Origin of the sequence: Herbaspirillum frisingense (genome assembly GCF_047325095.1) — a bacterium.
Lineage (GTDB): Bacteria > Pseudomonadota > Gammaproteobacteria > Burkholderiales > Burkholderiaceae_D > Herbaspirillum > Herbaspirillum frisingense.
Window position 1 is genome coordinate 1249129 of the sequence record NZ_CP168558.1, and the last position, 25603, is coordinate 1274731.

The 25603-nt window shown below is 64.0% G+C and carries 24 protein-coding genes; 19 read left to right on the plus strand and 5 right to left on the minus strand.

Translation table 11 applies throughout. The features are described from left to right. Positions 1-49 precede the first annotated feature (49 nt). The 10 genes from ACEOAC_RS05760 to ACEOAC_RS05805 all read left to right on the plus strand — a co-directional run bounded on the left by ACEOAC_RS05760 (position 50) and on the right by ACEOAC_RS05805 (position 10620). On the plus strand, positions 50-376 hold the full coding sequence (locus tag ACEOAC_RS05760) for a YbaB/EbfC family nucleoid-associated protein (protein WP_006465014.1): 327 nt from the start codon (positions 50-52) through the stop codon (positions 374-376). Between the two features lie 103 nt (positions 377-479). After that, on the plus strand, positions 480-782 hold the full coding sequence (locus ACEOAC_RS05765) for a YciI family protein (RefSeq protein WP_006465015.1): 303 nt from the start codon (positions 480-482) through the stop codon (positions 780-782). Then, positions 779-1375: a recombination mediator RecR gene (recR, locus tag ACEOAC_RS05770; RefSeq protein ID WP_006465016.1), complete on the plus strand. Its 597-nt coding sequence runs from the start codon at positions 779-781 to the stop codon at positions 1373-1375. The genes ACEOAC_RS05765 and recR overlap by 4 nt, the downstream gene beginning before the upstream one ends. A gap of 290 nt (positions 1376-1665) precedes the next feature. Next, positions 1666-2913 carry a CaiB/BaiF CoA transferase family protein gene (locus ACEOAC_RS05775; protein WP_413444577.1) on the plus strand — a complete coding sequence of 416 codons (1248 nt, stop codon included), beginning with the start codon at positions 1666-1668 and terminating at the stop codon, positions 2911-2913. Positions 2914-3026: 113 nt separating this feature from the next. After that, positions 3027-4064 (plus strand): ABC transporter substrate-binding protein, encoded by a 1038-nt coding sequence (locus tag ACEOAC_RS05780; RefSeq protein ID WP_006465019.1) that lies wholly within the window; start codon positions 3027-3029, stop codon positions 4062-4064. 151 nt (positions 4065-4215) lie between these two features. Then, positions 4216-5025 carry an ABC transporter ATP-binding protein gene (locus ACEOAC_RS05785; RefSeq protein WP_006465020.1) on the plus strand — a complete coding sequence of 270 codons (810 nt, stop codon included), beginning with the start codon at positions 4216-4218 and terminating at the stop codon, positions 5023-5025. A 37-nt stretch (positions 5026-5062) separates the two neighbouring features. Then, positions 5063-5914 (plus strand): ABC transporter permease, encoded by an 852-nt coding sequence (locus ACEOAC_RS05790; RefSeq protein WP_102662259.1) that lies wholly within the window; start codon positions 5063-5065, stop codon positions 5912-5914. 266 nt (positions 5915-6180) lie between these two features. Continuing rightward, positions 6181-7743 carry a methyl-accepting chemotaxis protein gene (locus tag ACEOAC_RS05795; RefSeq protein ID WP_413444578.1) on the plus strand — a complete coding sequence of 521 codons (1563 nt, stop codon included), beginning with the start codon at positions 6181-6183 and terminating at the stop codon, positions 7741-7743. A gap of 123 nt (positions 7744-7866) precedes the next feature. After that, positions 7867-9579: a putative bifunctional diguanylate cyclase/phosphodiesterase gene (locus ACEOAC_RS05800; protein ID WP_413444579.1), complete on the plus strand. Its 1713-nt coding sequence runs from the start codon at positions 7867-7869 to the stop codon at positions 9577-9579. Between the two features lie 84 nt (positions 9580-9663). After that, positions 9664-10620 (plus strand): NAD-dependent protein deacetylase, encoded by a 957-nt coding sequence (locus ACEOAC_RS05805; RefSeq protein WP_413444580.1) that lies wholly within the window; start codon positions 9664-9666, stop codon positions 10618-10620. On the opposite strand, the gene ACEOAC_RS05810 is transcribed toward ACEOAC_RS05805, so the two are convergent. Together ACEOAC_RS05810 and ACEOAC_RS05815 are read right to left on the minus strand one after the other, a co-directional pair. Further along, positions 10547-12112, minus strand: coding sequence for an MFS transporter (locus tag ACEOAC_RS05810; protein WP_413628734.1), 1566 nt, complete (start codon positions 12110-12112; stop codon positions 10547-10549). The two genes, ACEOAC_RS05805 and ACEOAC_RS05810, sit on opposite strands and share 74 nt — an antisense overlap. 29 nt (positions 12113-12141) lie before the next feature. Beyond that, a complete protein-coding gene (locus ACEOAC_RS05815; RefSeq protein ID WP_077235509.1) occupies positions 12142-12621 on the minus strand; it encodes a GlcG/HbpS family heme-binding protein in 480 nt (159 codons plus the stop codon). Positions 12622-12764: 143 nt separating this feature from the next. Between ACEOAC_RS05815 and ACEOAC_RS05820 the strand changes: the two genes are divergently transcribed. Both ACEOAC_RS05820 and ACEOAC_RS05825 read left to right on the plus strand, forming a co-directional pair. Then, positions 12765-13676 (plus strand): LysR substrate-binding domain-containing protein, encoded by a 912-nt coding sequence (locus ACEOAC_RS05820; RefSeq protein WP_241812166.1) that lies wholly within the window; start codon positions 12765-12767, stop codon positions 13674-13676. A gap of 207 nt (positions 13677-13883) precedes the next feature. After that, positions 13884-14738, plus strand: coding sequence for a MetQ/NlpA family ABC transporter substrate-binding protein (locus tag ACEOAC_RS05825; protein ID WP_006465028.1), 855 nt, complete (start codon positions 13884-13886; stop codon positions 14736-14738). A gap of 104 nt (positions 14739-14842) precedes the next feature. Here the strand turns inward: ACEOAC_RS05825 and ACEOAC_RS05830 are convergent, their stop codons facing one another. After that, the gene (locus tag ACEOAC_RS05830) at positions 14843-16183 is read right to left on the minus strand and encodes an LLM class flavin-dependent oxidoreductase (protein ID WP_413445139.1); all 1341 of its coding nucleotides are present in this window, start codon (positions 16181-16183) and stop codon (positions 14843-14845) included. Positions 16184-16430: 247 nt separating this feature from the next. Between ACEOAC_RS05830 and ACEOAC_RS05835 the strand changes: the two genes are divergently transcribed. The 5 genes from ACEOAC_RS05835 to ACEOAC_RS05855 all read left to right on the plus strand — a co-directional run bounded on the left by ACEOAC_RS05835 (position 16431) and on the right by ACEOAC_RS05855 (position 21420). After that, positions 16431-17459, plus strand: a complete 1029-nt coding sequence (locus tag ACEOAC_RS05835) for a DUF4105 domain-containing protein (RefSeq protein ID WP_413445140.1) — start codon at positions 16431-16433, stop codon at positions 17457-17459. A gap of 141 nt (positions 17460-17600) precedes the next feature. After that, the gene (locus ACEOAC_RS05840) at positions 17601-18464 is read left to right on the plus strand and encodes an ABC transporter permease subunit (RefSeq protein WP_241812162.1); all 864 of its coding nucleotides are present in this window, start codon (positions 17601-17603) and stop codon (positions 18462-18464) included. Then, positions 18464-19213 (plus strand): ABC transporter ATP-binding protein, encoded by a 750-nt coding sequence (locus ACEOAC_RS05845; protein ID WP_413628735.1) that lies wholly within the window; start codon positions 18464-18466, stop codon positions 19211-19213. The genes ACEOAC_RS05840 and ACEOAC_RS05845 overlap by 1 nt, the downstream gene beginning before the upstream one ends. Before the next feature lie 48 nt (positions 19214-19261). Beyond that, positions 19262-20278 (plus strand): NrtA/SsuA/CpmA family ABC transporter substrate-binding protein, encoded by a 1017-nt coding sequence (locus ACEOAC_RS05850; protein ID WP_077235518.1) that lies wholly within the window; start codon positions 19262-19264, stop codon positions 20276-20278. A 20-nt stretch (positions 20279-20298) separates the two neighbouring features. Further along, entirely contained in the window at positions 20299-21420 is a 1122-nt protein-coding gene (locus tag ACEOAC_RS05855; RefSeq protein WP_413443589.1) for an LLM class flavin-dependent oxidoreductase, read from the plus strand. Between the two features lie 75 nt (positions 21421-21495). On the opposite strand, the gene ACEOAC_RS05860 is transcribed toward ACEOAC_RS05855, so the two are convergent. Then, positions 21496-22785 carry an O-acetylhomoserine aminocarboxypropyltransferase/cysteine synthase family protein gene (locus ACEOAC_RS05860; protein ID WP_413443588.1) on the minus strand — a complete coding sequence of 430 codons (1290 nt, stop codon included), beginning with the start codon at positions 22783-22785 and terminating at the stop codon, positions 21496-21498. 267 nt (positions 22786-23052) lie between these two features. Between ACEOAC_RS05860 and ACEOAC_RS05865 the strand changes: the two genes are divergently transcribed. Beyond that, positions 23053-23928, plus strand: coding sequence for a CmcJ/NvfI family oxidoreductase (locus ACEOAC_RS05865; protein ID WP_413443587.1), 876 nt, complete (start codon positions 23053-23055; stop codon positions 23926-23928). Then, complete coding sequence (locus ACEOAC_RS05870) at positions 23925-24545, plus strand: 2-hydroxychromene-2-carboxylate isomerase (protein ID WP_413443586.1); 621 nt, start codon at positions 23925-23927, stop codon at positions 24543-24545. Before ACEOAC_RS05865 ends, ACEOAC_RS05870 begins: the two co-directional genes overlap by 4 nt. On the opposite strand, the gene ACEOAC_RS05875 is transcribed toward ACEOAC_RS05870, so the two are convergent. Next, complete coding sequence (locus ACEOAC_RS05875) at positions 24535-25428, minus strand: LysR substrate-binding domain-containing protein (protein WP_413443585.1); 894 nt, start codon at positions 25426-25428, stop codon at positions 24535-24537. The genes ACEOAC_RS05870 and ACEOAC_RS05875 overlap by 11 nt on opposite strands. Positions 25429-25603: the final 175 nt, after the last annotated feature.

Genomic DNA, 25603 nt, shown 5'->3' on the forward strand with positions numbered 1-25603 from the left:
TTCCGCAAACGCGATAGAATCCCGTGAAATTGAAACAAGGAGCATGAGCATGATGAAAGGTCAACTCGCAGGTCTGATGAAGCAAGCACAGGCCATGCAGGACAACATGAAGAAGGCCCAGGAACAACTGGCCAACATCGAGGTGGAAGGCCAGTCCGGCGCCGGCCTGGTGAAGGTCGTGATGACCTGCAAGAACGATGTCAAGCGTGTCTCCATCGATCCGTCGCTGCTGGCTGACGACAAGGACATGCTGGAAGACCTGGTCGCCGCCGCCTTCAACGACGCCGTGCGCAAGGCTGAAGCCACCGCCCAGGAAAAGATGTCCGGCGTCACTGCCGGCATGCCGATGCCCCCGGGCTTCAAGATGCCGTTCTGAGGTCGGTGCGGCCCGCGCATGCATGCCGGGCCGCCACGATCGCTGCGGTAAAGCAAGACATCCATGATGTTGACGGAATGCACGATTGTTTAGGGGATGCACCATGTTCATCGTCTCGATCACGTACACCAAGCCGGCAGGCGACATCGACTCCCTGCTGACCGCGCACAAGAAATTCCTGAACCAGCAATATGCCGACGGCGTGTTCCTGATGTCGGGCCGCAAGGTTCCGCGCACCGGCGGCATCATCATTGCCGATTGCGCCGATCGTGCCGAGATCGAAGCCATCATGGAGTCTGATCCCTTCTTCATCGGGGGCGTGGCCGAATACGAGATCATCGAATTCGTGCCTTCGATGACCGCCGAGGCGCTGGAAGCCTTCCGCTATTCCGTAGACCGCAATTGAAAACGCCCTCCAGTCTCACCGTCCTCACCGAATCGCTGCGCCGGCTTCCCGGCATCGGGCCCAAGACCGCGCAGCGCATGGCCTACCACCTGCTGCAGCATGATCGCGACGCCGCTGCCGAGCTCAGCAAGTCGCTGGCGCAGGCGCTCGATACCATCCGTCATTGCGCGTTGTGCAACACCTTCACCGAGCAGGTCATCTGCGAGACCTGCCAGGACAGCCAGCGCGACCATACCCAGCTCTGCGTGGTGGAGTCGCCCTCCGACCAGGTCATGATCGAGCAGACGCTGACCTTCAAGGGCCTGTATTTCGTCCTCATGGGGCGCCTCTCGCCGCTGGACGGCATCGGCCCGCGTGACATCCATCTCGAAAAGCTGATCACCCGCGCCACCGATGGCGTGGTCACCGAGGTGGTGCTGGCCACCAACTTCACCAACGAAGGCGAAGCCACCGCCCACTACATCAGCGAGACCCTCAAGGCCCGTGGCCTCAAGGTCAGCCGCCTGGCACGGGGTGTCCCGGTCGGCGGCGAGCTGGAATACGTGGATGCCGGCACCATCGCCCGCGCCATGCTGGACCGCCGCACGACGTGAGGCCGGGCAGGTTTTCAGATGAAAAACTTGCAGGCATGAGGTCGACGATGAAGGTCAAAATGCGCGACATCCAGTCCATGCTGCAATAGAATGACGACTGCCAGCCGCCCGCTACCCCCGGAGGCTGCCGCAGGCGACAGCGCAGCAACCCTGCGCACCGGACTGCACACCAACCCACGCATTTCAGGACACTGGCCACTACCCGACAAGAGCCAGGTCCGGCATCACGATCAGGAGGAGATCACCGGATCGGCCGCGCCGCAGCGCGTCAGCCATCCGGTGCAAGCACGATGAGCACAGGCACATCCAAGCCCGGCCCGCTGGCCGGCATCAAGGTACTGGAACTGGGGACGCTGATTGCAGGCCCGTTCTGCTCGCGCATGCTGGCCGAATTCGGCGCCGACGTGATCAAGGTCGAAGCCCCCGGCAACGGCGACCCGCTGCGCCAATGGCGCGTGCTCAAGGATGGCACCTCGCTGTGGTGGTCGGTCCAGGCCCGCAACAAGAAGAGCATCACCCTCAACATGAAGGACGAGCGGGCTCAGGAAATCGCCCGCAAGCTCGCCCTGGAGGCCGACGTCATCATCGAGAACTACCGTCCCGGCGTGCTGGAAAAGTGGAGGCTCGGCTATGAAGACCTCAGGCAGATCAACCCTGCCACCATCATGGTGCGCCTGTCCGGCTACGGCCAGACCGGCCCCTTGCGCGACCTGCCGGGCTTCGGCGCCATCGGCGAATCGATGGGCGGTATCCGCTACGTCTCCGGCCACCCGGATCGTCCACCGGTGCGCATCGGCATCTCCATCGGCGACTCCATCGCTGCCCTGCACGGCGTCATCGGCGCCATGATGGCGCTGCGCCACCGCGACGTCACAGGCGGCCGCTGGAACGGCAAGCAGGGTGACGACTGCGTCGCCGGCCAGGGGCAGATGGTGGATGTGGCCTTGTATGAGGCCGTCTTCAACATGATGGAATCGATGGTCCCCGAGTTCGACTTTGCCGGCGTGATCCGCGAGCGCACCGGAGGTGCGCTGCCCGGCATCGTGCCCTCCAACACTTACACCACGGGCGACGGCATGAACATCGTCATCGCCGGCAATGGCGACGCCATCTTCAAGCGCCTGATGAGTGCCATCGGTCGCGTCGACATGGCCAGCGACCCCGGTCTGGCACGCAACGACGGGCGCGTCCCGCGTACCGCCGAGATCGACGCGGCCATCCAGCAGTGGTGCAGCACGCAGAGCATCGACAATGCCCTGACCACGCTGCAGGGGGTCGACGTCCCGGTCGGCAAGATCTACTCGGTCAAGGACATGATGAGCGACGCCCAGTTCCTGGCGCGTGACATGTTCGAGCAGCACCAGTTTGCCGACGGCACGCCGGTCAAGCTGCCCGGCATCACGCCCAAGATGTCCGAGACACCCGGCCAGACCAAGTGGCTCGGTCCCGAGCTGGGCGCCCACAGCGATGAAATCCTGCAATCGCTGGGGTATGATGAGGCCCACATCAAGATGCTGCGCGACCACGGCGTGGTCTGAGCGGCACGCAACGGTAGCGCAATCTGCACGGGATTGCGGACCAACACTGCACTGGCTGCAGACAATAAAGCAGCAAAAACGCAGCACCCCCATCCACACACGGAGGAGACATAATGAAATTGAGCTGGAAGCAATTGCTGATCGCCGCGGGCCTGTTCCTGGCCGGCTACTTTTCCTTCAACGGCAGTGCCGGTGCACAGGCACTGGAAAAGCCCAAGGTGTCCATCGCCGTCGGTGGCAAGAACCTGTTCTATTACCTCCCGCTGACGGTGGCCGAACAGCTCGGTTATTTCAAGGATGAAGGCCTGCAGGTCGAGATTTCCGACTTCGCCGGCGGTGCCAAGGCCTTGCAGGCGATGGTGGGCGGCAGCGCCGACGTGGTCTCGGGCGCCTACGAGCACACCATCAACATGCAGGCCAAGGGCCAGGCCATCGTCGCCTTCGTGCTGCAAGGCCGTGCGCCGCAGATCGTGCTGGCCGCCAACAACAAGACCATGCCCAACTACAAGAGCGTGGCCGACCTCAAGGGCAAGAAGATCGGCGTGACCGCACCCGGTTCATCCACCAGCATCATGGCCAGCTATGTGCTGGCCAAGGCCGGCCTGAAGCCCACCGACGTCTCCTTCATCGGCGTGGGTGCCTCGGCCGGTGCGATCTCGGCCATCCGCTCCGGCCAGATCGATGCCATCGCCAACCTGGACCCGGTGATCTCCATGCTGGAGCAGCACAACGAGATCAAGACCATCGCCGACACCCGCACCCTGAAGGACACCAACGACGTCTTCGGTGGCCCGATGCCGGCCGCCACCCTGTACGCCCCGGCGGCCTTCGTCCAGAAGTATCCCAACACCACGCAAGCCCTGACCAACGCCATGGTGCGCGCGCTGAAGTGGATCCAGAAGGCTGGCCCCTCGGACATCATCAAGGCCGTGCCGGAGAGCTACCTGCTGGGCGACCGTTCGCTCTACATCGATGCCTTCATGAAGGTGCGCCAGGCCATTTCGCCGGATGGCTACTTCCCGCCAGGTGGTCCGGATACCGCCCTGCGTACGCTGAAGGCCTTCGAGCCCTCGCTGGCCGACAAGCAGATCGACCTCTCCAAGACCTTCACCAATTCCTTCGTGCAGAAGGCCAACGCCAAGTACAAGTAAGAAGCAAGGCTCCCACCCGATGCGAATGCACAGCAAATGCCCGGCAACGGGCATTTGCGCATCTGAACGGGGCGCTTGCCTGTGTCTCATCCAGCGCGGCCGTGCCGGCCCGTAATGCAGTGAAGTCCTGAATCCCTGAAGCCCAGACGCCATGACGCCAGCCCTCCAGTTCGACAACATCACCTGCACCTTCGTCTCCAAGGACGATCGTTCCCAGCGCTACACCGCCGTGGCCAATACCGACCTGTCCATCGCACCGGGCGAATTCGTCTCCGTGGTCGGCCCCACCGGCTGTGGCAAGTCCACCCTGCTCAACGTCGGTGCCGGCCTGCTGCAACCCTCCTCGGGCAGCGTCAAGGTATTCGGCGAAGAGCTCACCGGCATCAATCGCCGCGCCGGCTACATGTTCCAGGCCGAGGCGCTGATGCCCTGGCGCAGCGCGCTGCAGAACGTGATCGCCGGCCTGCAGTATCGCGGCCAGGACGAGAAGGCGGCTGCCGAACTGGGCGAGCAATGGCTGGCCCGCGTGGGTCTGCAAGGCTTCGGCGACCGTTACCCGCACCAGCTCTCCGGCGGCATGCGCAAGCGTGTGGCCCTGGCGCAGACCCTGATCCTGGACCCCGACATCATCCTCATGGATGAACCCTTCTCGGCCCTCGATATCCAGACCCGCCAGCTGATGGAAAACGAGGTGCTGGACCTGTGGAACGCCAAGAAGAAGGCCGTGCTCTTCATCACCCACGACCTCGACGAAGCCATCGCCATGTCCGATCGCGTGATCGTGCTGGCCGCAGGCCCTGGCACCCACCCCATCGGCGAATTCAGGATCGACCTGCCGCGCCCGCGTGATGTCGCCGAAATCCGCATGCATCCCCGCTTCGTCGAACTGCACCAGCAGATCTGGGACGTGCTGCGCGACGAAGTCCTCAAGGGATATCAACAACAGAAGCGCGCAGCGTAAGCCGTACCGGAAAAGATCAGGGAAGAGAATCAGCACCATGTGGAAATTACTGAAACCGAATCACAAGAACATCCGCTTCTGGCAACTGATGGTATTGGCCATCGTCCTGCTGGTGTGGCATGTGGCCACCCGCAATCCGCAGACCGCCTTCTTCTTCGGTGAACCGCTGAAGGTGGCCCAGCGCATCTGGGAGTGGTTCACGGTGGGCAGCGGCTCGCTGGAAGTGGGCATAGGCGATACCACCTTCTTCACCCTCACTTTCCCCGCCGAGATCTATTCACACCTGCTCATCACGCTGACCGAGACCGTGCTGGCCTTCGTCATCGGCACCGTCTTCGGCCTGGGCATCGGCCTGTGGCTGGCGCTGTCGCCGACCGCCTCGGCCATTCTCGATCCCTACGTGAAGGCCGCCAATTCCATGCCCCGCGTGATCCTGGCCCCGATCTTCGCCATGTGGTTCGGCCTGGGCATCTGGTCCAAGGTGGCCCTGGCGGTCACGCTGGTGTTCTTCATCGTCTTCTTCAACGTCTACCAGGGCGTCAAGGAAGTCAGCCCGGTGGTGTTGGCCAATGCCCGCATGCTGGGCGCCAACGCGCGCCAGCTGCTGCGTACGGTCTACCTGCCCTCGGCCACCTCGTGGGTGTTCTCCAGCCTGCACACCTCCATCGGCCTGGCCTTCGTCGGCGCGGTGGTGGGTGAGTACCTGGGTTCGGCACGCGGCGTCGGTTACCTGATCCTGCAAGCCGAAGGGACCTTCGACATCAACACCGTCTTTGCCGGCATCGTCGTGCTGACCGTCTTCGCGCTGGTGCTGGACCTGGCCGTGGGCGTGATCGAGAAGCGGCTCATGAAGTGGCAGCCCAAGAGCGGGGAGACTGAAAAGCTCTGAATGCTTGGCCGGGAGGACACAGCGGATTGAAAAAACAACAAGTAAAGCAACCGGAACATCGATAGGGTCGTGTCAGACCGGAACCTGATATCGGAGAGGCGCCAGTGGCAACACCGGCGCCTTTTTGTTGCCCGCCGTCCTGGAGTTCATCCGTATCGGGAAATGCCCTAGATCCCCCGACCCCGCCTTTGTCTATAGTGAGTCACTGCATGGATTGATTCACTCTGGATTGGTCGATGTCCAACAATCACATCCGAGGGGGAACAATGAGTGTGTTCAAGAATATGAAAATCGGCACCAAGTTATCACTGGGGTTTGCCGTCCTGCTGGTGCTGACGATGATCCTGGCTGCCGTTGCACTGGTCAGCATCCAGTCACTGACGACCTCCATCAAGGCCGCAGATGCCGTCCAGGACCGGCACCTGGTGCCGCTCTATCTGGTGCGCGAGGCGCTGGACCAGACCGGCCTTGCGGCGCGCAATGCCTATGTATTCCGTAGCGACGCCGATGCCGCCAAGGAACTGGCCATCGTCGATGAACAGAAGAATATCTATCTCAAGGCACTGGCCGAACTCGAACCGGAAATGGCCGGCAACAAGAGTTTCGACAAGGTGCGGACCGGGCTGCTGCAGATGGCCGAGGAACTCAAGCGTCCGCGCATCTATCGCGAAAGCGGGAAGAACGAGGAGTTCCGTGACTTCCTGGTCAATGAATGCAGCCCCCTGCGGCGCCAGATCGTGCAGGACATCAACAAGGTCATTGCGGAAGTGGACGCCGAAAACGACCGCGCGCATCACTCCACGCTGGAAATGGCGACCCACGGTTCCATGGTGGTCGCCGCGCTCACCTTGCTGGTGACGTTCATCTCGATCATCGTGGCCGTACTGATCACCCGCAGCCTGCTCAAGCAACTTGGCGGTGAACCCGCCTATGCTGCCGACATCGCCCAGCAGATCGCTGCCGGTGATCTGACCTCTGAAGTGGTGACGCGGCCCGGCGATAACGCCAGTCTGCTGCTGGCCATCAAGAAGATGCGAGACAGTCTGGTCGCCATTGTCGGCAAGGTGCGTGAAGGCACCCAGACCATCGAACAGGCTTCCTCCGAGATTGCCACCGGTAACCTGGACCTGTCTTCCCGCACGGAGCAACAGGCCGGTGCCCTGGAGCAGACCGCCTCCGCCATGGAAGAACTGATGTCCACCGTAAAACAGAACGCCGACAACGCCAGGCAGGCAAGCCAGCTTGCGGTATCGGCCTCGGAAGTGGCCAGCCAGGGCGGCGTCGCCGTGGGCCAGGTGGTGAGTACCATGGAAGGCATCAATGCCTCCTCGCGCAAGATCGTCGACATCATCAGCGTCATTGACGGTATCGCGTTCCAGACCAATATCCTGGCCTTGAACGCGGCAGTGGAAGCTGCCCGGGCCGGTGAACAGGGCCGCGGCTTCGCAGTCGTGGCGTCGGAGGTGCGCAACCTGGCGCAACGCAGCGCCACCGCTGCCAAGGAAATCACCGAACTCATCAATGACTCGGTGGGGCAGATCGGCCAGGGCAGCAACCTGGTCCAGCAGGCTGGCGCAACGATGGAAAACGTGGTCAACAGCGTGAAGCGGGTGACCGATGTCGTCGCCGAGATCTCGCACGCCAGTCAGGAGCAGAGTCACGGCATCACCCAGGTCAACCTGGCCATCACCCACATGGATGAGGCCACGCAGCAGAACTCGGCGCTGGTCGAGGAGGCCGCTGCCGCTGCCAATTCGATGATGGAGCAGGCGGCCACCCTGGCCAGCCTGGTCTCGACCTTCCGGCTTGATGCCCGCCAGCGCGCGTAGCGCCAGCGCCACGGTACTGACGGTGGGCCAGCGTACAATGACGGCTTGAACAGCGCACCGCCCGTGGCCCATGAGGGTTATCCGGCAGGACGGCATGCAAATCGGGGAGTGGGGGCAAGGGCGATGAGCCAGCAGAGTGACTTGATCGAATTCGGTTCGGAAAACGCCTATCGGCTGCTGGTGCAGCGGATCAAGGACTACGCCATCTACATGCTGCGTCCGGATGGTGTGGTCGCCAGCTGGAATGCCGGCGCCCAGCGCTTCAAGGGCTATACCGCTGAAGAAATCATCGGCCAGCATTATTCGGTCTTCTATGAAGAGCCTGATCGTCTCGCTGGCCTGCCCGCCACCAACCTGGCCCTGGCCCTGCGCGAGGGCAAGTTCGAGGACGAGGGCTGGCGCGTGCGCAAGGATGGTTCACGTTTCTGGGCGCACGTGGTGATCGATCCGATCTACCAGGAAAATGGACGCCTGCTGGGGTTCGCCAAGATCACCCGCGACCGCACCGAGCAACTGGAAACCAACGAAAAAATCCTCTTCATGGCCCGGCACGATGCCATGACCGGCCTGCCCAACCGTGTCCATTTCCTGGAACGCCTGGACGAAGCCATGTCCACCCTGCATGCCGGCCAGCAACAAGTGGCCGTGGTCAGCATCGACCTGGATGGTTTCAAGGAAATCAACGATGCCTTCGGTCATGGCGTGGGCGACCAGCTGCTCTCCGAACTGGGGAAGCGTCTCAAGAACACCGTGGGCGAGGGCGAGACCGTGGCGCGCTTCGGCGGTGACGAATTCGTCGCCTTCAAGGTATTCCGTCAGCAGCGCCATCTGGCGGACTTCATCAGCCGTCTGCAGCGCGCCCTGACCTCCATGCTGCACCTGGCGCAGACCGACATCGTCCCCGGCGCGAGCCTGGGGGTGGCGATGTTTCCCGGCGACGCGGGTGACCGCGGGCAATTGCTCAACAATGCCGATCTCGCCATGTATCGCGCCAAGAAGAGCATGGATGAAAAGATCTGCTTCTACGAAGCCAGCATGGACGAGGCTTCGCGCGCCCGTCGTGCCATGGCACGCGATATCTGGACTGCACTGGAACGCGGGGAGTTCTTCCTGAACTACCAGATACAGCGCGCCGTCAGCTGCGACGAGATCACCGGCTATGAGGTTCTCCTGCGCTGGCAGCATCCGGTACAGGGACTGATCCCGCCGGCCGTATTCATCCCGGTGGCCGAAGAGTGCGGCGCCATTGGCGCCATTGGTGACTGGGTGCTGGAGCACGCCTGTCGCGAGGCGACGCAATGGAATCTGCAGCCACGCATCGCCGTCAACCTGTCGGCCCTGCAATTGTCCAATGCCGGCCTGGTGGAAAAGGTACGTTCGGTGCTGGCCGCCACCGGCCTGCCAGCGCAGCGGCTGGAACTGGAAGTCACCGAAACCGCCATCATCGCCGACCGCGAACGCGCCCTCTACCTGCTGCAGCAGCTCAAGGCCATGGGCGTGACCATTGCCATGGACGATTTCGGCAGCGGCTATTCCTCGCTGGAGACCCTGCGTTCCTTCCCCTTCGACAAGATCAAGCTGGACCGCAGCTTCATCAGCGAGCTGGAAACCAGCCAACAGGCCAAGGCCTTTGTGCGTGCCATCCTGGCGCTGGGCCATAGTCTGGCTGTGGCGGTGCTGGCCGAAGGCGTGGAAACCGAAGCCCAGCGCGCCATCCTTGAGCAGGAGGGCTGCCAGGAAGGGCAGGGCTATCTGTTCGGCCGACCGGCGCTGCTGAGCGCCCTGGGTGAGCTGGCGCAGGCGGTGCCGCCCCATGAGGTGCCACGTCGCGCCTGATCGGGAATTGGAAATGCCCCGGCGGCCGACGCGCCGGACCGATTTCGCGTACGCTGCCGGTTGTCATTGTCCAGCGAGTTTCCCATGAGCCAGAGTCTGAGCCTGCCCGAGGACGGGGCGCCCACCGTTACCGTTACCGTCACCGCGACCGCCACTGCTGACGTCGCTACCCGTGGCGAACCCCGAGCCGCACCATCGCCCCACGCCGATACCTTGTCGGCGCTGGCGCAGTTTCTGCTCTCCCATCGCAAGGTATTGGTACTGACCGGCGCCGGTATCAGCACTGCATCCGGCATTCCCGATTATCGCGATGACGCAGGCGTGCGACGTGGCCGCCTACCCATCCAGGGCAGCGAATTCCGCCAGTCCGAAGCCGCCCGCAAGCGCTACTGGGCTCGCAGCATGCTCGGCTGGCCACGCCTGGCCCAGGCCCTACCCAATGCGGCCCACCAGGCACTGGCGCAGTTGCAGGCAGCCGGCCACCTGGGCGCAATCCTGACCCAGAACGTCGATGGCCTGCATCAGCAGGCCGGCAGCCGCGATGTGCTGGAACTGCACGGCAGCATCCATGCGGTGCGCTGTCTGGCCTGTAGCACTCCCTATGGTCGTGCCGGGATCCAGGCGCAGCTGGAACGCAGCAACCCCGCCTTTGCCCAGCTGCAGGCAGAAGTCCTGCCCGATGGCGATGCCCAGCTGGAGCCCGATGCCGACGCCGCCTTCCACGTTCCCGCCTGTACTGCCTGTGGCGGCATGCTGCAACCGGACGTGGTGTTCTTCGGCGATGGCGTGCCGGCTGCGCGCAGCGCCCAGGCCGAAGCACTCGCCCGTGACTGCGATGCCATGCTGGTGGTGGGTTCTTCGCTGATGGTGTTGTCGGGTTTTCGCTTTGCGCGCATGGCGGCCGCCGCAGGCAAGCCGGTGGCGGCCATCAATCGCGGTCGTACTCGTGCCGACGAACTGCTGGCCTTCAAGCTGCAGGAGGATGCCGAGTCGGTGTTGCCGCGTCTGGCGGCACGACTGCTGTCACAGCCGCCTTCCTGATCGACCACAGTACGATGGCTGCTGCCATCAGCGCCAGCAGCGCGGCCGCAGCAAAGGCATGCGCAAAACCCTGGGCATAGGCATTTCGCGCCAAGGCCAGCACCGCCGCCTGCCGTTCGCCATAGCCCTGCGCTGCCTGCACCATGTCGCCGGCCATCGCCCGCGCCACGAACTGGGCCGCGTGTCCGGGCGCCTCTTGCATGCCCGCCATCCCCGTCAGCATGCGGCCACGCGCTGCCTCGGCCAGTACTGCACCCAGGCCCGCAAAGCCGGCCAGCACACCCGTGAAACGCGAGGTGGTACTGATGCCCGAGGCCATGCCCGCGCGCTCGCGTGGCACATTGCCCATGATGGCCTTTTGCGTTTCGCCATTGAGCAGGCCACCGCCACTGCCCAGCACTGCCATGCCGAGGATCACCAGCATCTGCGATCCCGATCCGGCCGCCCACATCATCAGCAGGTTGCCCAGCGCCGTCACGCCCAGTCCCAGCGCCAGCACCTGCGCCGAGGACAGGTAGTGACCCAGTCGTCGACCCAGCTGCGGCAACAGCAGCATCGCCAGCGCGAAGGGCAGCATGCCCAGGCCGGTCTGCAGCGCGTTCAGGCCGCGTGCGTTTTGCAGGAACAGCGGCAGCAGCGACGCCATCACCTGGGCCGAGGCCGCATAGGCGAACATGGCCGCCACTGCCGCCACGAAACCGGCATGACGGAATAGCGACAGCTCCAGCATCGGATGCGCGCAGCGGCGCTCCCAGGCGATGAAGAGCAGGAATAAAAATGCGCCACCCAGACCACGGGCGACGCAAACAACGCTGGTCCACCCCTGTTCCGGACCCGTGATCAGGGCCCAGGTCAGGAGGAAGACCGCGCTGGAGAAAGACAGGATGCCCAGCGGATCCAGCGGACGCGGCAGCGGATTGCGTGACTCCGGTACCTGCCGTCCTACCGCCATGCCCAGCAACAGGCAGACCGGCAGGTTGATCCCGAACGCCCAGCGCCAGCCCAGCAGGGTATTGATGACGGCGCCGATCAGCGGCGCCAGCACCATGGTCAGGCCCATGATGACGCCCCACACTGCCCAGGCGCGAGCGCGCTCGCTCTCGTCATGGAAGGCATGGCCGATCACCGCCAGCGAAGGCGCCAGCAAAAGGGCCGCACCCACCCCCTGCAGCGCGCGGGCCGCATACAGGGCCTGTGCCGTGGGAGCCAACGCACAAAGCAGCGAGGCCAGCGCGAACAGCGCCAGCCCGCCCCGCAGCACGCGCTTGCGGCCATAGCGGTCCGCCAGGGCACCGGCCGGCAGCAGCAGCGCGGCAAAGCACAGCACATAGCTGCTGACCACCCATTCCACCTCGCTGAAGGACGCCTGCAGCTCACGCGCCACCGTGGGCAGGATGATCCCGACCACGTTGGTGTCCAGTACCGTCATGGCACATCCCAGCGAACCGGTCAGCAGGATGCGGCCAGCGGTGGAGGAAAAGGGCGAACGCATGGCGGCGCGGGCAGGAGGGCAAGAGGGTCTTACTTCAACGCCGCCACGCCGGCCTTGGCGATGTCTTCATCATGCTGCGGGGTGTCGGCCGACACGCCGATGGCCCCCACCACCTGACCGTCGGCCACCAACGGCAGGCCGCCGCGCATCAGGACAAAGCCGCGTGCCGTGGCGGCCGCCGGGCGGTTGCCGTTGATCGCATCTTCCAGCGCGCCGCTGGGACGGCGAAACAGTGCTGCAGTACGCGCCTTGCCCGGCGCGATCTCGACTCCGGCCGGTACGGCCGCGTTGTCCATGCGCACCAGCGCCACGGGCAGACCGGCGGCATCCACCACCGAGATCACGCAGGGCCAGTTTTCCGCCTGCGCCTTGGCCTGGGCAGCCTGCAGCACCTGTTGTGCAGCGGCCAGCGTGAGCACCGGCTGGGTCGGCAGGGTGGCGGCAGCCGCTACATTGGCAGCCAACAGGCTGGAGAGGGCCAGGGCGAGAAGTCGGTTCTTGATGATCATGGAATTCCTTTTCTGAAATGCGAGAGGGGAGAGGGTTCATTGAACCAGTCTCTATAATTCACTTCAATAATCACCAACCACGACTTAATTAGTTTTAAACTAATTCAAGACATCGCCGCCATCCCTCATACCGGAGCAAGCCTGTGGACCTACGACACCTGCGTTACTTCCTGACCGTCGCCGAAGAACTGCACTTCGCCCGTGCTGCCGAACTGCTGGGCATTGCGCCACCCACGCTGTCGGTGCAGATCCAGGAGCTGGAGCGCCAACTGCAGGTCCAGTTGTTCGCCCGCACCAAGCGCTCCGTATCGCTGACCTCGGCCGGTCGTGATTTCGTCGAGCAGGCTCGTGCGGTACTGGCACGCTTCGACCAGGCCATCGACGTAGGTCGCCGTGCCGGGCGCGGCGAGCTGGGCCGGGTCGAAATCGGCTATGTGGGATCGGCGGTATTCGGCGGCATCCTGCAGCAGCAGATCAGCGCCTTCCGCCGTCAGTGGCCGCAAGCCACGGTACATGCCCGCGAGTGGCCGATGGCGCAACTTTCCGACGCGCTGGAAGAGGGCAAGGTCGACATCGCCTTCCTGCGCATGCCGGTGCCGCTGGGCGGCACCCTGCAGTCGCAAGTCCTGTTGCGCGACCGCTTCTGTCTGGCCCTGCCCGCTGATCATGCACTGGCAAGCCCGGACGCTGCCGTGCGTTCACGGGCCCTGGCCGGAGAATCCTTCATCCTGCCCGAGCAGGAGCTGGGCAGTCGCGAGGTCTGGCGCCGCGGCGGTTTCGAGCCGCGCAGCATGAGTCGTCCAGGTGGACTGCTGGCGGTGCTGGCCGAGGTATCGGTGGGCGCGGGCGTGGCGGTGGTGCCGGGGGTATTGACCTCGGTGGTGCAACTGCCCAATGTCTGCTATCGGCCGCTGGCGGGCAGCGCTATCGTTTCCGAGGTGGCAGCCGTATTCCGTCGTCACGAACGCGCGCCGGCGGTGCGCAATATGATCGCGGCGATCCGCACCAGCAAGCCGCTGCAGGTTCACGGGCCCTTGAACACATCTCGCAACTGATGACGACATGAGTTCCGGCCAGGACACTGGCTTTGTATATTCTTATCCGTTTTCCTTCGTTCATTCGGACCGGTTCGCGGCCACATAATCCTTGGTCGGTTTCACCTCCCAAGGAAATCATCCGCATACGCCACCCGCCACATTTCCACGCCAATGTGATGCAAGTTGGCGGCGGGTATTTCCGCGATCCACTGAAGGAAGTCCATCATGCTCAAGCAACTTGCCGGCCTGCTGCTCATCGGCGCTGCCGTGATTGCCGGCGCCCACGCCGCGCCCCCTGCCACGCCCGAACGCGAACTGAAGATCGGCTTCGTCCCCGGCCCCTACATCGACGAATTCAAGCTGGGCGTGCAACCCGAGCTGCAGAAGAAGGGCTACAAGATCCGCTACTATGAGTTTTCCACAGGACTGGAAGCCAACAGCGCCGTCTTCAAGGGCGACATCGATGCCAACGTGATGCAGCACTCGGTATTTCTGGCTTCCTACAATGAGCGCAACAAGACCGACCTGGTGGGCATCGTGCAGGTGCCTACGCCCCCCATGGGCCTGTATTCGCGCAAGCACAAGGACCTGAACAACCTGAAGAAGGGCTTCACCGTCGCCGTACCCAACGACCCGGTCAATCTGCAGCGCGCCCTGTGGATACTGCAAAGGCTGGGCTGGATCCGCATCCGCGAGAACAAGCCGGTCGACGTCACCGAACTGGACGTGGTGGAAAACAAGGTCGGCCTGAAACTGGTGCTGCTGGAGAATGCCCAGGGTCCACGCGCGCTGGATGACGCCGATTTCGCCGCCGTCCAGGGCAACTTCGCCATCTTCGCCAAACTCAAGCTGTCCGAGGCCTTCATCCTGGAAGACATGAAGCCGCCCTACATCAACGTGGTGGCCGTCAGGAAGACCCGCCAGGACGAGACCTATGCCCGCGATATCGCCCAGGCCTACCGTTCCGACTATTTCCAGAAGGCCATCCGCAGCGACCGCTTCTATGACGGTTTCACCCTGCCGGATTATTTCAGCAGCAAGGACCAGGACGACAAAAACCTCAAATTGGGCAAGAACTGACCGGCGCATTGTCCCGCCGTTGCCACCCGGCTGCCATCAAACAAAAGGCTCGCTCCCGGTCGTTCCGGGGCGAGCCTTTGCTCTATTGTGCTTGATCCGGAGGCTCAGGCCGCCCTGGCCTGGCCACCGGTGCTGGCAGGATGTACGAGTCCGAAATGGGAACGCAGGGTCTTGCCCTCGTAGTCGAGACGGAACAGACCGCGTTGTTGAAGCAGCGGCACCACACCATCGACGAAGTGCTGCAGGCCATCCGGCAGGGCATCGGGCATCAGGTTGAAACCGTCGGCGGCGCCGGCCTTGAACCACCGTTCGATGTCATCGGCAATCTGCTCGGGCGTGCCGACCAGTACCCGGTGACCGCCGCCACCGCACAGGGCACGGATGACATCGCGCACCGTGTGTGGCCGCCCCTTCACCAGCGACAGCGTGGCATGGAAGAAGGTGTGGTTGCCATTGCCGCCACCGGGCAGGGCCAGCTTGTCCGGCAGTGGCCGATCCAGGTCCAGGCTGTCCACTGGCACCCCGAGGATGCCGGCCAGGCGCTTCAGGCTATAGCTCCAGGGAATGTTGTCGATCAGTTCGTCGCGTCGGCGCAGGGCCTCGGCTTCGGTGGCCCCGATGATGGTGGCCAGCCCCGGCAGGATCTTGACCGCATGGGGGCCGCGTCCGAGCTGTGCGGCGCGGGTATTGATGGCGCGGCTGTAGGCCAGCGATTCTTCCACGGTATGGGCCGCCGAGAAGACCGCCTCCGCGTGACGTGCGGCCAGCTCCTGGCCATCCCCCGATCCGCCGGCCTGTACCAGTACCGGCTGGCCTTGCGGCGTGCGCGGCAGGTTCAGCGGGCCGTGCACCTGGAAGTGGCTGCCGCGATGGGCGATGGGATGCACCCGGCTGTCATCGATGAAACGACCGCTGAGCTTGTCGGCCACCAGCGCCTCGTCTTCCCAGCTGTTCCATAGCGACTTCACCACCTGGGTGAATTCATCTGCACGCGCATAACGCGCTGCATGGTCGGGAACCTTGTCCAGCCCGAAATTGCGGGCCGATGCGACATCGGCGGTGGTGACGATGTTCCAGCCGGCACGGCCGCCACTGACATGGTCCAGCGTCGCGAAGCGGCGTGCGATGTTGTACGGCTCGTTATAGCTGGTGGAGGCCGTACCGATGACGCCGATATGGGTGGTCGCGGCCGCCACCGTGGCCAGCAGCACGGTAGGCTCCAGCGCCGTGATGGGACGGAAATCGATCTGCTCGATGATGGCCGCATTGTCGGCCAGGAACACCGCATCGAATTTGGCCGCCTCGGCGATGCGCGCCACCTTGACGTAATGCGCGGCATCGATGAAGGCCAGCGGATCGGCGTGCGGCAGGCGCCACGCCGACGGGATGAAGTCGGAATGCAGGATATTGACGTTCAGATGCAATTGCCTTGGGGGCTGGCTCATGGGGGCTCCGGGGAGGGGAACGACTCGTGACACGTGCACAGGCTCAGGCCATACGCAAGTAAGACCGACCGGTCGCGCTCCATGGAGGCATTCCTGATGATGGGAAACCCGACGATTCTGTGCCGGCCACCCCGGCGGCAGCCACGAATATATCCGCATAAACATATGCGCGCGGGACGGCTACAATGCCCGGGAGCGAGGGGGAGGGACCCCGACGCCAGATCAATAACAAGCGTGCGTGACGTCAATGAGCCTTCTTTTTATCGTATTGCTGATCGTGCTGGCCTGCCTGGTGCTGGGGCTGGCGGCCTGGGGTGGGTTTGCGCTCTGGTACCAGTGCCCTGGACCGCGCTGGGCGCGTCTGCTGGTGATGGCGACATGGAGTCTGCCAGCGCTGGTCACCCTGGCAAGCCTGGGAGCATGGGCCGGGCCAGGTGGCGCATCGCCCTGGGGGCCGCTGGCCTTCGTGCTGGCGCTGGTGGTGTTGCTGTGCTGGTGGCGCGGCATCCGTGCTTCCCATGATCGGGTCTGGGCCGACGATGTGGCCTGCATGCTGGTCTCGCAGGTCACGGGTGATCGCGTCAGACTGGACAATGTACGCAACTTCGAATGGCGCAGCGAGACCGATTACGATGTGCGCTGGGAGTCGCGTGACTACGATCTGTCGCAACTGGTCTCGGCCGACCTGCTGCTGTCCTACTGGATGGGGCCGGCGATTGCGCACACCCTGGTTTCCTTCGGGTTTGCCGATGGCCGGCGCCTGGTGTTTTCGCTGGAGATCCGGCGCGAACGCGGCGAATCCTTCTCGGCCCTGGGCGGCTTCTTCCGCAAGTTCGAGACCGTGATCGTCGCCGCCGACGAGCGCGACATCGTCCGTACCCGCACGAACGCCCGTGGCGAGGACGTCTACCTGTATCGCCTGCAACTGCGCCCCGACCAGTTGCGCAAGGTCTTCCTCGGATACCTGGAACGCGCCGCGCAGGTGCGCGCCACACCGCGCTTCTACAACACCCTCACCAGCAACTGCACCACCATCGTCTTCGAGTTGGCGCGCCGTCTTTCTCCCACCTTGCCGCTGGACTATCGCCTGCTGCTCTCCGGTTATTTCGCCGGGTACGTGTACGACCACGGGGTATTGACGCCCGGCTACCGCTTCGAGCAACTGCGCGAGGCCGGCCGCATCACCGGACGGGCTTTGCAAAGCGGCCCGGGGGACGACTACAGCAAGCTGATCCGGCGTGGCGTACCAGGGGTGGGCGAAAACGAGCTCCGCTGAAACTGCGCGACGAAGTCCAAATCCGTTTACCAACTATCCAAGCATAAAATCATTCGTATTCGCTCACCGCGAAGCTGATTAGCATTTCCTTCCTGCGCCACTCTGGTTGCGCATCCTGAAACGTCAGAGAAGGAAATCCCCATGTCAGAAGCGGTGAATCATTTCCCCCTGCCGGCAGCCGCCGAGTCCTCCCCCGTGCGCCGATCGAGGCGACTGCGTCCCTTGCAAGAACTCGGCAACCGCAGTCTGTTCCTGCTCTCCTGGGCCGCACCGCTGCTCCTGCTGCTGCTCTGGGAAGCCTTCGCCCGTGCCGGTGTGCTCTCGCCGCAAGTGCTGCCGGCGCCCAGCAAGGTATTGCAGACCGCCTGGAACCTGATCGGTCAGGGCCGCCTGCTCTCCGACCTCGGCGCCAGTCTTCTGCGGGCTGCCGCCGGCTTCGTCATCGGCGGTAGCCTCGGCTTCGTGCTGGGCACCCTGGTCGGCTTCTCGCGGCTGGCTGAAGCCCTGTTCGACCGTAGCGTGCAGATGGTGCGCGCCGTCCCCTTCCTGGCGGCGTTACCGCTGGTGATCGTGTGGTTCGGTGTGGGCGAGGGCGGCAAGGTGTTCCTGGTGTCGCTGGGCGTGCTGTTCCCGATCTATATCAATACCGTGCTGGGCATCCGCCAGGTCGATCCCAAGCTGCTCGAACTGGGCCGCGTGACCGGGCTCTCCAACTGGACCCTGATCCGTCGCATCGTGCTGCCCGGTGCCTTGCCCTCGATCCTGGCCGGGGTGCGCTATGCGCTGGCAGTGGCCTGGCTGGCACTGGTGATCGCCGAAACCATTGCCGCCAATACCGGTATCGGTTCACTGGCCATGGATGCGCGTGAATTCCTGCAGACCGACGTGATCGTGCTGACCATCGTCATCTATGCCGGCATCGGCGTGGTCTCGGATGCCATTGCCCGCCTGCTGGAGCGCCGTCTGCTGGCCTGGCATCCCAACTACGCCGCCAAGGGGAAATGATGAGCACCACCACCCATACCATGCATCCGGCCGGCATCGATGAGATTGCCGTGCAGGTCGCCGGTCTCAAGCGCCGCTATGGCCAGCGCACCGTCATCCAGGGCTTGAACCTGCGCATCCATCGCGGTGAGTTCGTGGCCCTGCTGGGTGAGAGCGGTTGCGGCAAGACCACCCTGCTGCGCGCCCTGGCGGGGCTGGACGCCATCGATGGTGGCCGCATCGACGGTCCGGCGCAACCGGCCGTGGTGTTCCAGGAACCGCGCCTGATCCCGTGGGACCCCTTGTGGCGCAACGTTTCCCTGGGGCTCGATGACAAGAGCGGCAAGCCGCTCGCACAGGCGGCGCTGGAAGAAGTCGGCCTGGGTGGCCGCAGTGAGGATTGGCCCCGCAATCTCTCCGGCGGCCAGGCCCAGCGCGTGGCGCTGGCACGCGCCCTGGTGCGCGAGCCTCGCCTGCTGCTGCTGGATGAACCCTTTGCCGCCCTGGACGCCCTGACCCGCATCCGCATGCATGCCCTGGTGCGCCAACTGTTGGCGCGCCATCGACCCGGCGTGCTGCTGGTCACGCACGATGTCGATGAAGCCATCGTTCTGGCTGACCGCATCCTGGTCATGCGCGATGGTGCCATTGCCAGCGATCACCACGTCGCGCCGGAAGCCGCCCACCATCGCGCCCACCCGGCGGCCGAAGCCCTGCGCACGCAATTGCTGGCCGAGCTGGGCGTGGCGGCTGCCGATGCGCTGCATTAATAGCGATCTAATGCCGATCTGATTTCCCTTCACCATCACTGAATGCTCATGACCCAAGACGCCAAGTCCGCCCATCACCATCATCGCCATCGTCGTCTTCTGTTGCAGGCGGCCGCAGGCGCCGCCGCCCTGGGTGCCGTCGGTGCTCCCACCGTGGCGCTGGCCGCCGGTTCCTCTCGCAATACCGATACCGTGCGCCTGGCCTGGGGCAAGGGCGGTCTGCCCGGTATCGCCCGCACCCGTGGCGAATTCGAAAAGACCCTGGCCCGCGATGGCATCAAGGTGCAATGGGTGGGGCCTTTCCCCAATCACGCGCCTTCGCTGCAGGCGGTCACCGGCGGTAGCGCCGACTTTGGTTTCGGCGGCAGCACCACGCCCGCGCTGGCGGCCATGATCGCCGGCTCGCCGCTGGTATTCACCCAGTTTGCCGTGGTCGAGCCACGCAGCACCGCCATCATCGCCAAGGATGGTTCGGGCATCACCAAGGTCAGCGATCTGGTCGGCAAGACCGTGGCGGTAAACCGCTCGGGCCTGGGCGAGTTCCTGCTGGTGGCGGCGCTGGAAAAGCACGGCATCGCCCGCGACAAGGTGCAGTTCGTCTATCTCAATCCGCCGGATGCCGGTCCGGCCTTTTCCCAGGGCAAGGTCGATGCCTGGTCGATGTGGAGCCCGGGCGTGGACATTGCGCGGGTCGAATACAAGGCGCATGACGTCTTCTTCGAAGGCCGCGATCTGGATTTCCTGATCGACTTCAACTCCTACGTCACCCATCGCAAGTTCGCGCAGGAAAACGCCGACATCGTGCGCGCCGTCAATGCCGCCTATCGCGCCGAGGGCGAGTGGATCAGCAGGAATCCGCGCGAGGCCGAGATCCTGGTGCAGAAGGATGCCGGTTATTCGGACGCGGTACGCGATTCGCTCATCAAGCTGGCGCGGCGCTGGGAATTCCATGGCGCCGATGACGCGAAGTTCATCGCCACCTTCCAGGGAGCGGCCGATTGGTTGGCCGCACGCAAGATCCTGCCGCAGAAGGTGCAGGTGAGCGATTACATCGTCAAGGTCTGATTCATTTCAAGGAGAGAAGCATGAGCGTCAACTTCATCGGCATGGTCACCACCAACAAGAATTCGGAGATTCATGCTCCGGTGGGGCCCGCCATCGATATCGATTACCTGCAGCGTTTCGCGCGTGCCCACGAAGAGGCCGGTTTCGACCGGGTGCTGGTGCCGTATCACTCCAACGGGCCGGACGCCATCCTGACCATCGCCCAGGTGGCTGCCGCCACGCGACACATCAAACTGATGCTGGCACACCGGCCCGGGTTCGTGGCGCCCACGCTGGCGGCCCGCCAGTTGGCCACGCTGGACCAGTTCAGCGGTGGGCGGCTGGGGGTGCACATCATCTCCGGCGGTTCCGACGTCGAGCAGCGACGTGACGGTGACTTCCTCGATCACGACCGGCGTTATGCCCGTACCGATGAGTACCTGGAAGTCCTGCGCAAGGTGTGGACTGCCGGCGAGCCCTTCGATCATCACGGCGAGTTCTATCGCGTCGAGCAAGCCTTTTCCGAGGTCAAGCCGGTGCAGCAGCCGCATATCCCGATCTTCTTCGGTGGCGCCTCCGAGGCCGCCATTCCGGTCGCGGGTCGGCACGCCGACATCTATGCCTTGTGGGGTGAGTCACTGGACCAGGTGCGCGAGCTGACCGGGCGTGTGCGAACCGAAGCGGCCCGGCATGGGAGGGAGATCAGTTTCTCGGTTTCCTTCCGTCCCATCCTGGCGGCCACCGAAGACGCTGCCTGGGAGCGTGCCGAACGTATCTTGGCTGAGACACGCCGCCTCCGCTCCGGCAATGGCAGCCGTCATCCGGCCCAGACCGGGCCCCAGGAAAGCGTGGGCGCACGCCGCCTGCTGGCCGCCGCAGAAAAGGGTGACCGGGTGGATCGTCGCCTGTGGACCGCCATTGCCCGCGAAACCGGTGCCCGCTACAACTCCACGGCCCTGGTCGGTACGCCCGAGCAGGTGGCCGAGGCGCTGCTGGATTACTACGACCTGGGCGTAACGACCTTCCTGATCCGCGGCTTCGATCCGCTGGAAGATGCCCTCGACTACGGTCGCGAACTGATCCCGCGCACCCGCGAACTGGTGGCAGAACGCGTGCGCCAGAAACTGGAGAAACAGCAAAAGCAGCAAAAGCAGGCCGCCTGATTGTTCCGGCCGCAACGTGACAGTGGCTCCGCATTGCGGAGCCACTGTTTTTTTGCGGAGATGAAATGCCTGTCGTCAGGCCGACTGCAAAGCCTGTTCCAGATCGGCCAGCAGGTCATCGATATGCTCGATGCCGATGGACAGGCGCACCGTATCCACGGTCACGCCGGCCTTGTCCAGTTCCTCCGGCGACAGCTGGCGGTGCGTGGTGGACGCCGGATGCGTGGCCAGCGACTTGGCGTCGCCGATGTTGACCAGCCGCGTGAAGAGCTGCAGCGCATCCTGGAAGCGCGCGCCACCGTCGCGACCGTTGGCCACGCCAAAGGTCAGCACGCCCGAAGCGCGACCCTTGAAGTATTTCTGCGCCAGTTGATGATCGGGATGGCCTTCCAGCCCGGCATAGTTGACCCAGCGCACCTTGGGATGGCGTTTCAGGTATTGCGCCACGGCCAGGGTGTTGGCGGTGATGCGGTCCAGGCGCAGGGCCAGGGTCTCGATGCCTTGCAGGATCTGGAAGGCATTGAACGGCGACAGCGCCGCTCCGGTATTGCGCAGCGGCACCACGCGTGCGCGACCGATGTAGGCGGCCTCGCCCAGTGCTTCGGTATAGACCACGCCGTGATAGCTGACATCGGGCTCGTTGAGTCGCTTGAAGCGTTCCTTGTGCTGTGCCCAGGGGAACTTGCCGGAATCCACGATGGCACCGCCCAGCGTGGTGCCGTGGCCGCCCAGGTATTTGGTCAGGGAGTGCACCACGATGTCGGCGCCGTGTTCGAAGGGACGCAGCAGGTAGGGCGTGGCCACCGTGTTATCCACGATCAGCGGGACGCCATGTCGATGCGCGATGGCGGCCACGGCCGCGATGTCGGTGATGTTGCCCAGCGGATTGCCGATGGATTCGATGAAGATGGCCTTGGTACGGTCGTCGATCAGGGGTTCGAAGGAAGCCGGCTGGCGTGGATCGGCAAAGCGCGTGGTGATGCCGAACTGCGGCAGGGTATGGGCGAACAGGTTGTAGGTGCCGCCGTAGAGCGTTGAGGCCGAGACGATGTTGTCGCCCGCCTCGGCGATGGTCTGGATCGCATAGGTCACAGCCGCCTGGCCGGAGGCCAGTGCCAGCGCGGCGATGCCGCCTTCCAGGGCCGCCAGGCGCTTTTCCAGCACGTCCTGGGTGGGGTTCATGATGCGCGAGTAGATATTGCCCTGGACCTTCAGGTCGAACAGGTCGGCGCCATGCTGGGTATCATCGAAGGCGAATGCCACCGTCTGGTAGATCGGCACGGCCACGGCGCGCGTGGTCGGATCAGGGTCGTAGCCACCGTGTACGGACACGGTCTCGAATTTCCATTGTGGGTTGTCTGCCATGTTGTCTCTCTCTTATCGTTGAACGGGGATGCCGGAAGGGATACCACACCGAGACCCTAGCGCGACGGCGGGCGGGGCGCCAAGAAATGATTCGTCATATGCATATGCGGCGACGGATGATGCCGGTCGCAACAGCGTGCGATCTTGGTCATCATGCCGTTTCGCATTCCCATCGCGCATGCGTAAGATCAAATTAGTCGTTTGAACAGGTTTTGCTGCACTGCTTCAATGGCTTTACCAACAGCCATTCTTGAATCAGGAGCCAGTATGGAAACGACTACTTCCCACTTGCCCGCCGACATGAGTCACGCTGATGCCAGGCGCGGCGTGCGGGCACGCCTGAGCTATCTCGCCAGTCATGCCCGTGACCCGGTCAGCTATGCCTGTACGCCACCCCCTGGCGTTCCCTGGGAGAGCGCCGACTACACCGTGCACGACACCTTCATCGCTGATGCCGGCGCCTGGCGCGATCTGGATATCGATATCAACGGGTTCGAATTGCGTGACGCCCCCACGGCCTTGCGCAATCCGGGCGATGCCGACGAGATCGAGGCGATCTGTTATGCCGAGGCGGTGGAGCTGGCATTGGAGGTGACCGGTGGCACCCATGCCTATGTCTTCGATCACCTGGTGCGCGAGCGCGACCCTGCACGCGCGACGCTGGATTTCGGGCGCGCCGCCCGTGGTGCCACGCCGGCAGCCAACGGTCGCATCCACAACGATTACACCGAGGTATCGGGGCGCAGGCGCCTGTCCATGGTCTTGCATGATTCGGACCTGATTCCCTTTGCCCGGCACTTTTCCATCATCAACATCTGGCGCAGCCTGCGCGGCGTGATCGAGGACACACCGTTGGCCGTGGTCGACGCGCGCAGCGTGGCACGCGAGGACCTGGTGCGGGGCGAGGTACGCTATCCCCGTCGCACCGGCGAAATCTATCTGATGCGCCACAACCCTGCGCATCGCTGGTGTTATTTCCCGCAGATGGATCGTCACCATGCGCTGGTGTTCAAGCAGTTCGATTCGCGCACCGGCGGCGTGGCACGCTTCACCCCGCATACCGCTTTCGACCTTCCCGACATCCGGCCCGGGGCCCCCTTGCGTCAGAGCCTGGAAATCCGCTGTCTGGTGGTGCATGCATGAGCGCGCCGCACCCCGTGATCGAATACTGGTTCGACTTCGGCAGCAACTACAGTTACCTGAGCACGCTGCGCATCGAGCAGGCGGCGCAACTGGCCGGTGTATCCGTGCAGTGGCGGCCCTTCCTGCTGGGGCCGGTGTTTCGCGAACTGGGCTGGAGCACGTCTCCTTTCGTGTTGCAGAAGGAGAAGGGGGAGTACACCTGGCAGGACATGGCCCGCCAGTGTCGCAAGTATGGCCTGCCGTGGCGGCGTCCCAGCCGCTTTCCGCGTCCTGCGGTGCTGCCCACCCTGGTCGCCCTGGCGGGATCCGGGACGCACTGGGTGGGTGGCTTTTGCCGTCTGATGATGCATCTGAACTTCGCCGAGGACCGCGACATCGACAGCGCCGGGACGGTCGCTGAAGTGTTGACGGCGATGGACCTGCCCGTAGCCTCCCTCCTGGAGGATGCGCAGTCCGCAGACAATCGCGCCCGCCTGCGCGAGCAGACCGTGCTGGCCCGTGCGCGAGGCATCTTCGGCGCGCCTACCTTCTTCGTCGGCAAGGAGATGTTCTGGGGCAACGACCGGCTGGACGACGCATTGGCCGCCTGCAGGGAACCAGCCAGCTTCAGCCCGTGAGGCTGGTCCCGGCCTCGTTGCGTATCCAGGCGGCGACCTGCTGTACTTCGCGGCGGGCTGCAGGGGTGGCCTGGATCATCCAGTAGGCGTAGCCATCCTCGTCCTGCGCCCGTGCTTCGCCCAGCAGCACCAGCTGGCCGCTGGCCAGTTGCGGTCCGATCAGTTCGATGCGGCCCAGCGCCACGCCCTGTCCGGCCAGTGCCGCCTGGATCACCATGTCGTACTGGTTGAAGCGCAGCATGCGGTGCTTCTTCTTCCATTCGCCATGGTCCAGCCAATCCTTCCAGCGCAGGCGCGGGTTGGCTTGTTCGAATTCGATCAGGGTGGTATCGGCCGGCAGCTTGCCTTGCTTGAGCAGCAGGGGGTGCGCCACCGGTGCCACCGATTCCCCGAACAGGCGGATCGCTTCCGGCGGCGTCTGGGCGCGCGTGGTGTAGCGCAGGGCCAGATCGATGCCTTCGTGGCGCAGGTCGATCACGCTGTCACTGGCCGCCACCCGCACGTCTATCCCCGGCACCTGCTGCTGCAGTCGCGACAGGCGCGGCAACAGCCATAGCCCGGTCATGCCGATGCTGGCGGTGATGGTCACCGGACGGCTTGCCTGGGCGGCGCGCAGTTCGCCGATGCTGTCCTGCAGTTGCAGCAGCGTCGCATCACAGCTGCGGAACAGCCGCTCACCGGCGGTCGTGAAGGAGATTGCGCGGTGGTGGCGGTGCAGCAGGGCGGTTCCCATGAATTCTTCCAGCAGATGGACCTGACGGCTCACCGCCGACTGGGTCAGGAACAGGTCTTGTGCCGCCAGCGTGAAGCTCATGCGGCGGCCCACGGCGACAAAGCCACGGATCAGGTCCAGCGGCGGCAGCTTGGCGAGAGGGAGTGTCATGGCGGTCGGCAAGGGGAGCAGGTCGGATACGCTATTGAAGCATAGTCGTGCATCCTCGTGGGCATCCGGTGTCCATCATTTCGCATTCCATTTTGGAATGGATAGTCGTGCCGAAGTCATTTGAATGCGCTCTCTTTTCAGAGTCAAATTGCATCATTCATCTATCCAGGATCGC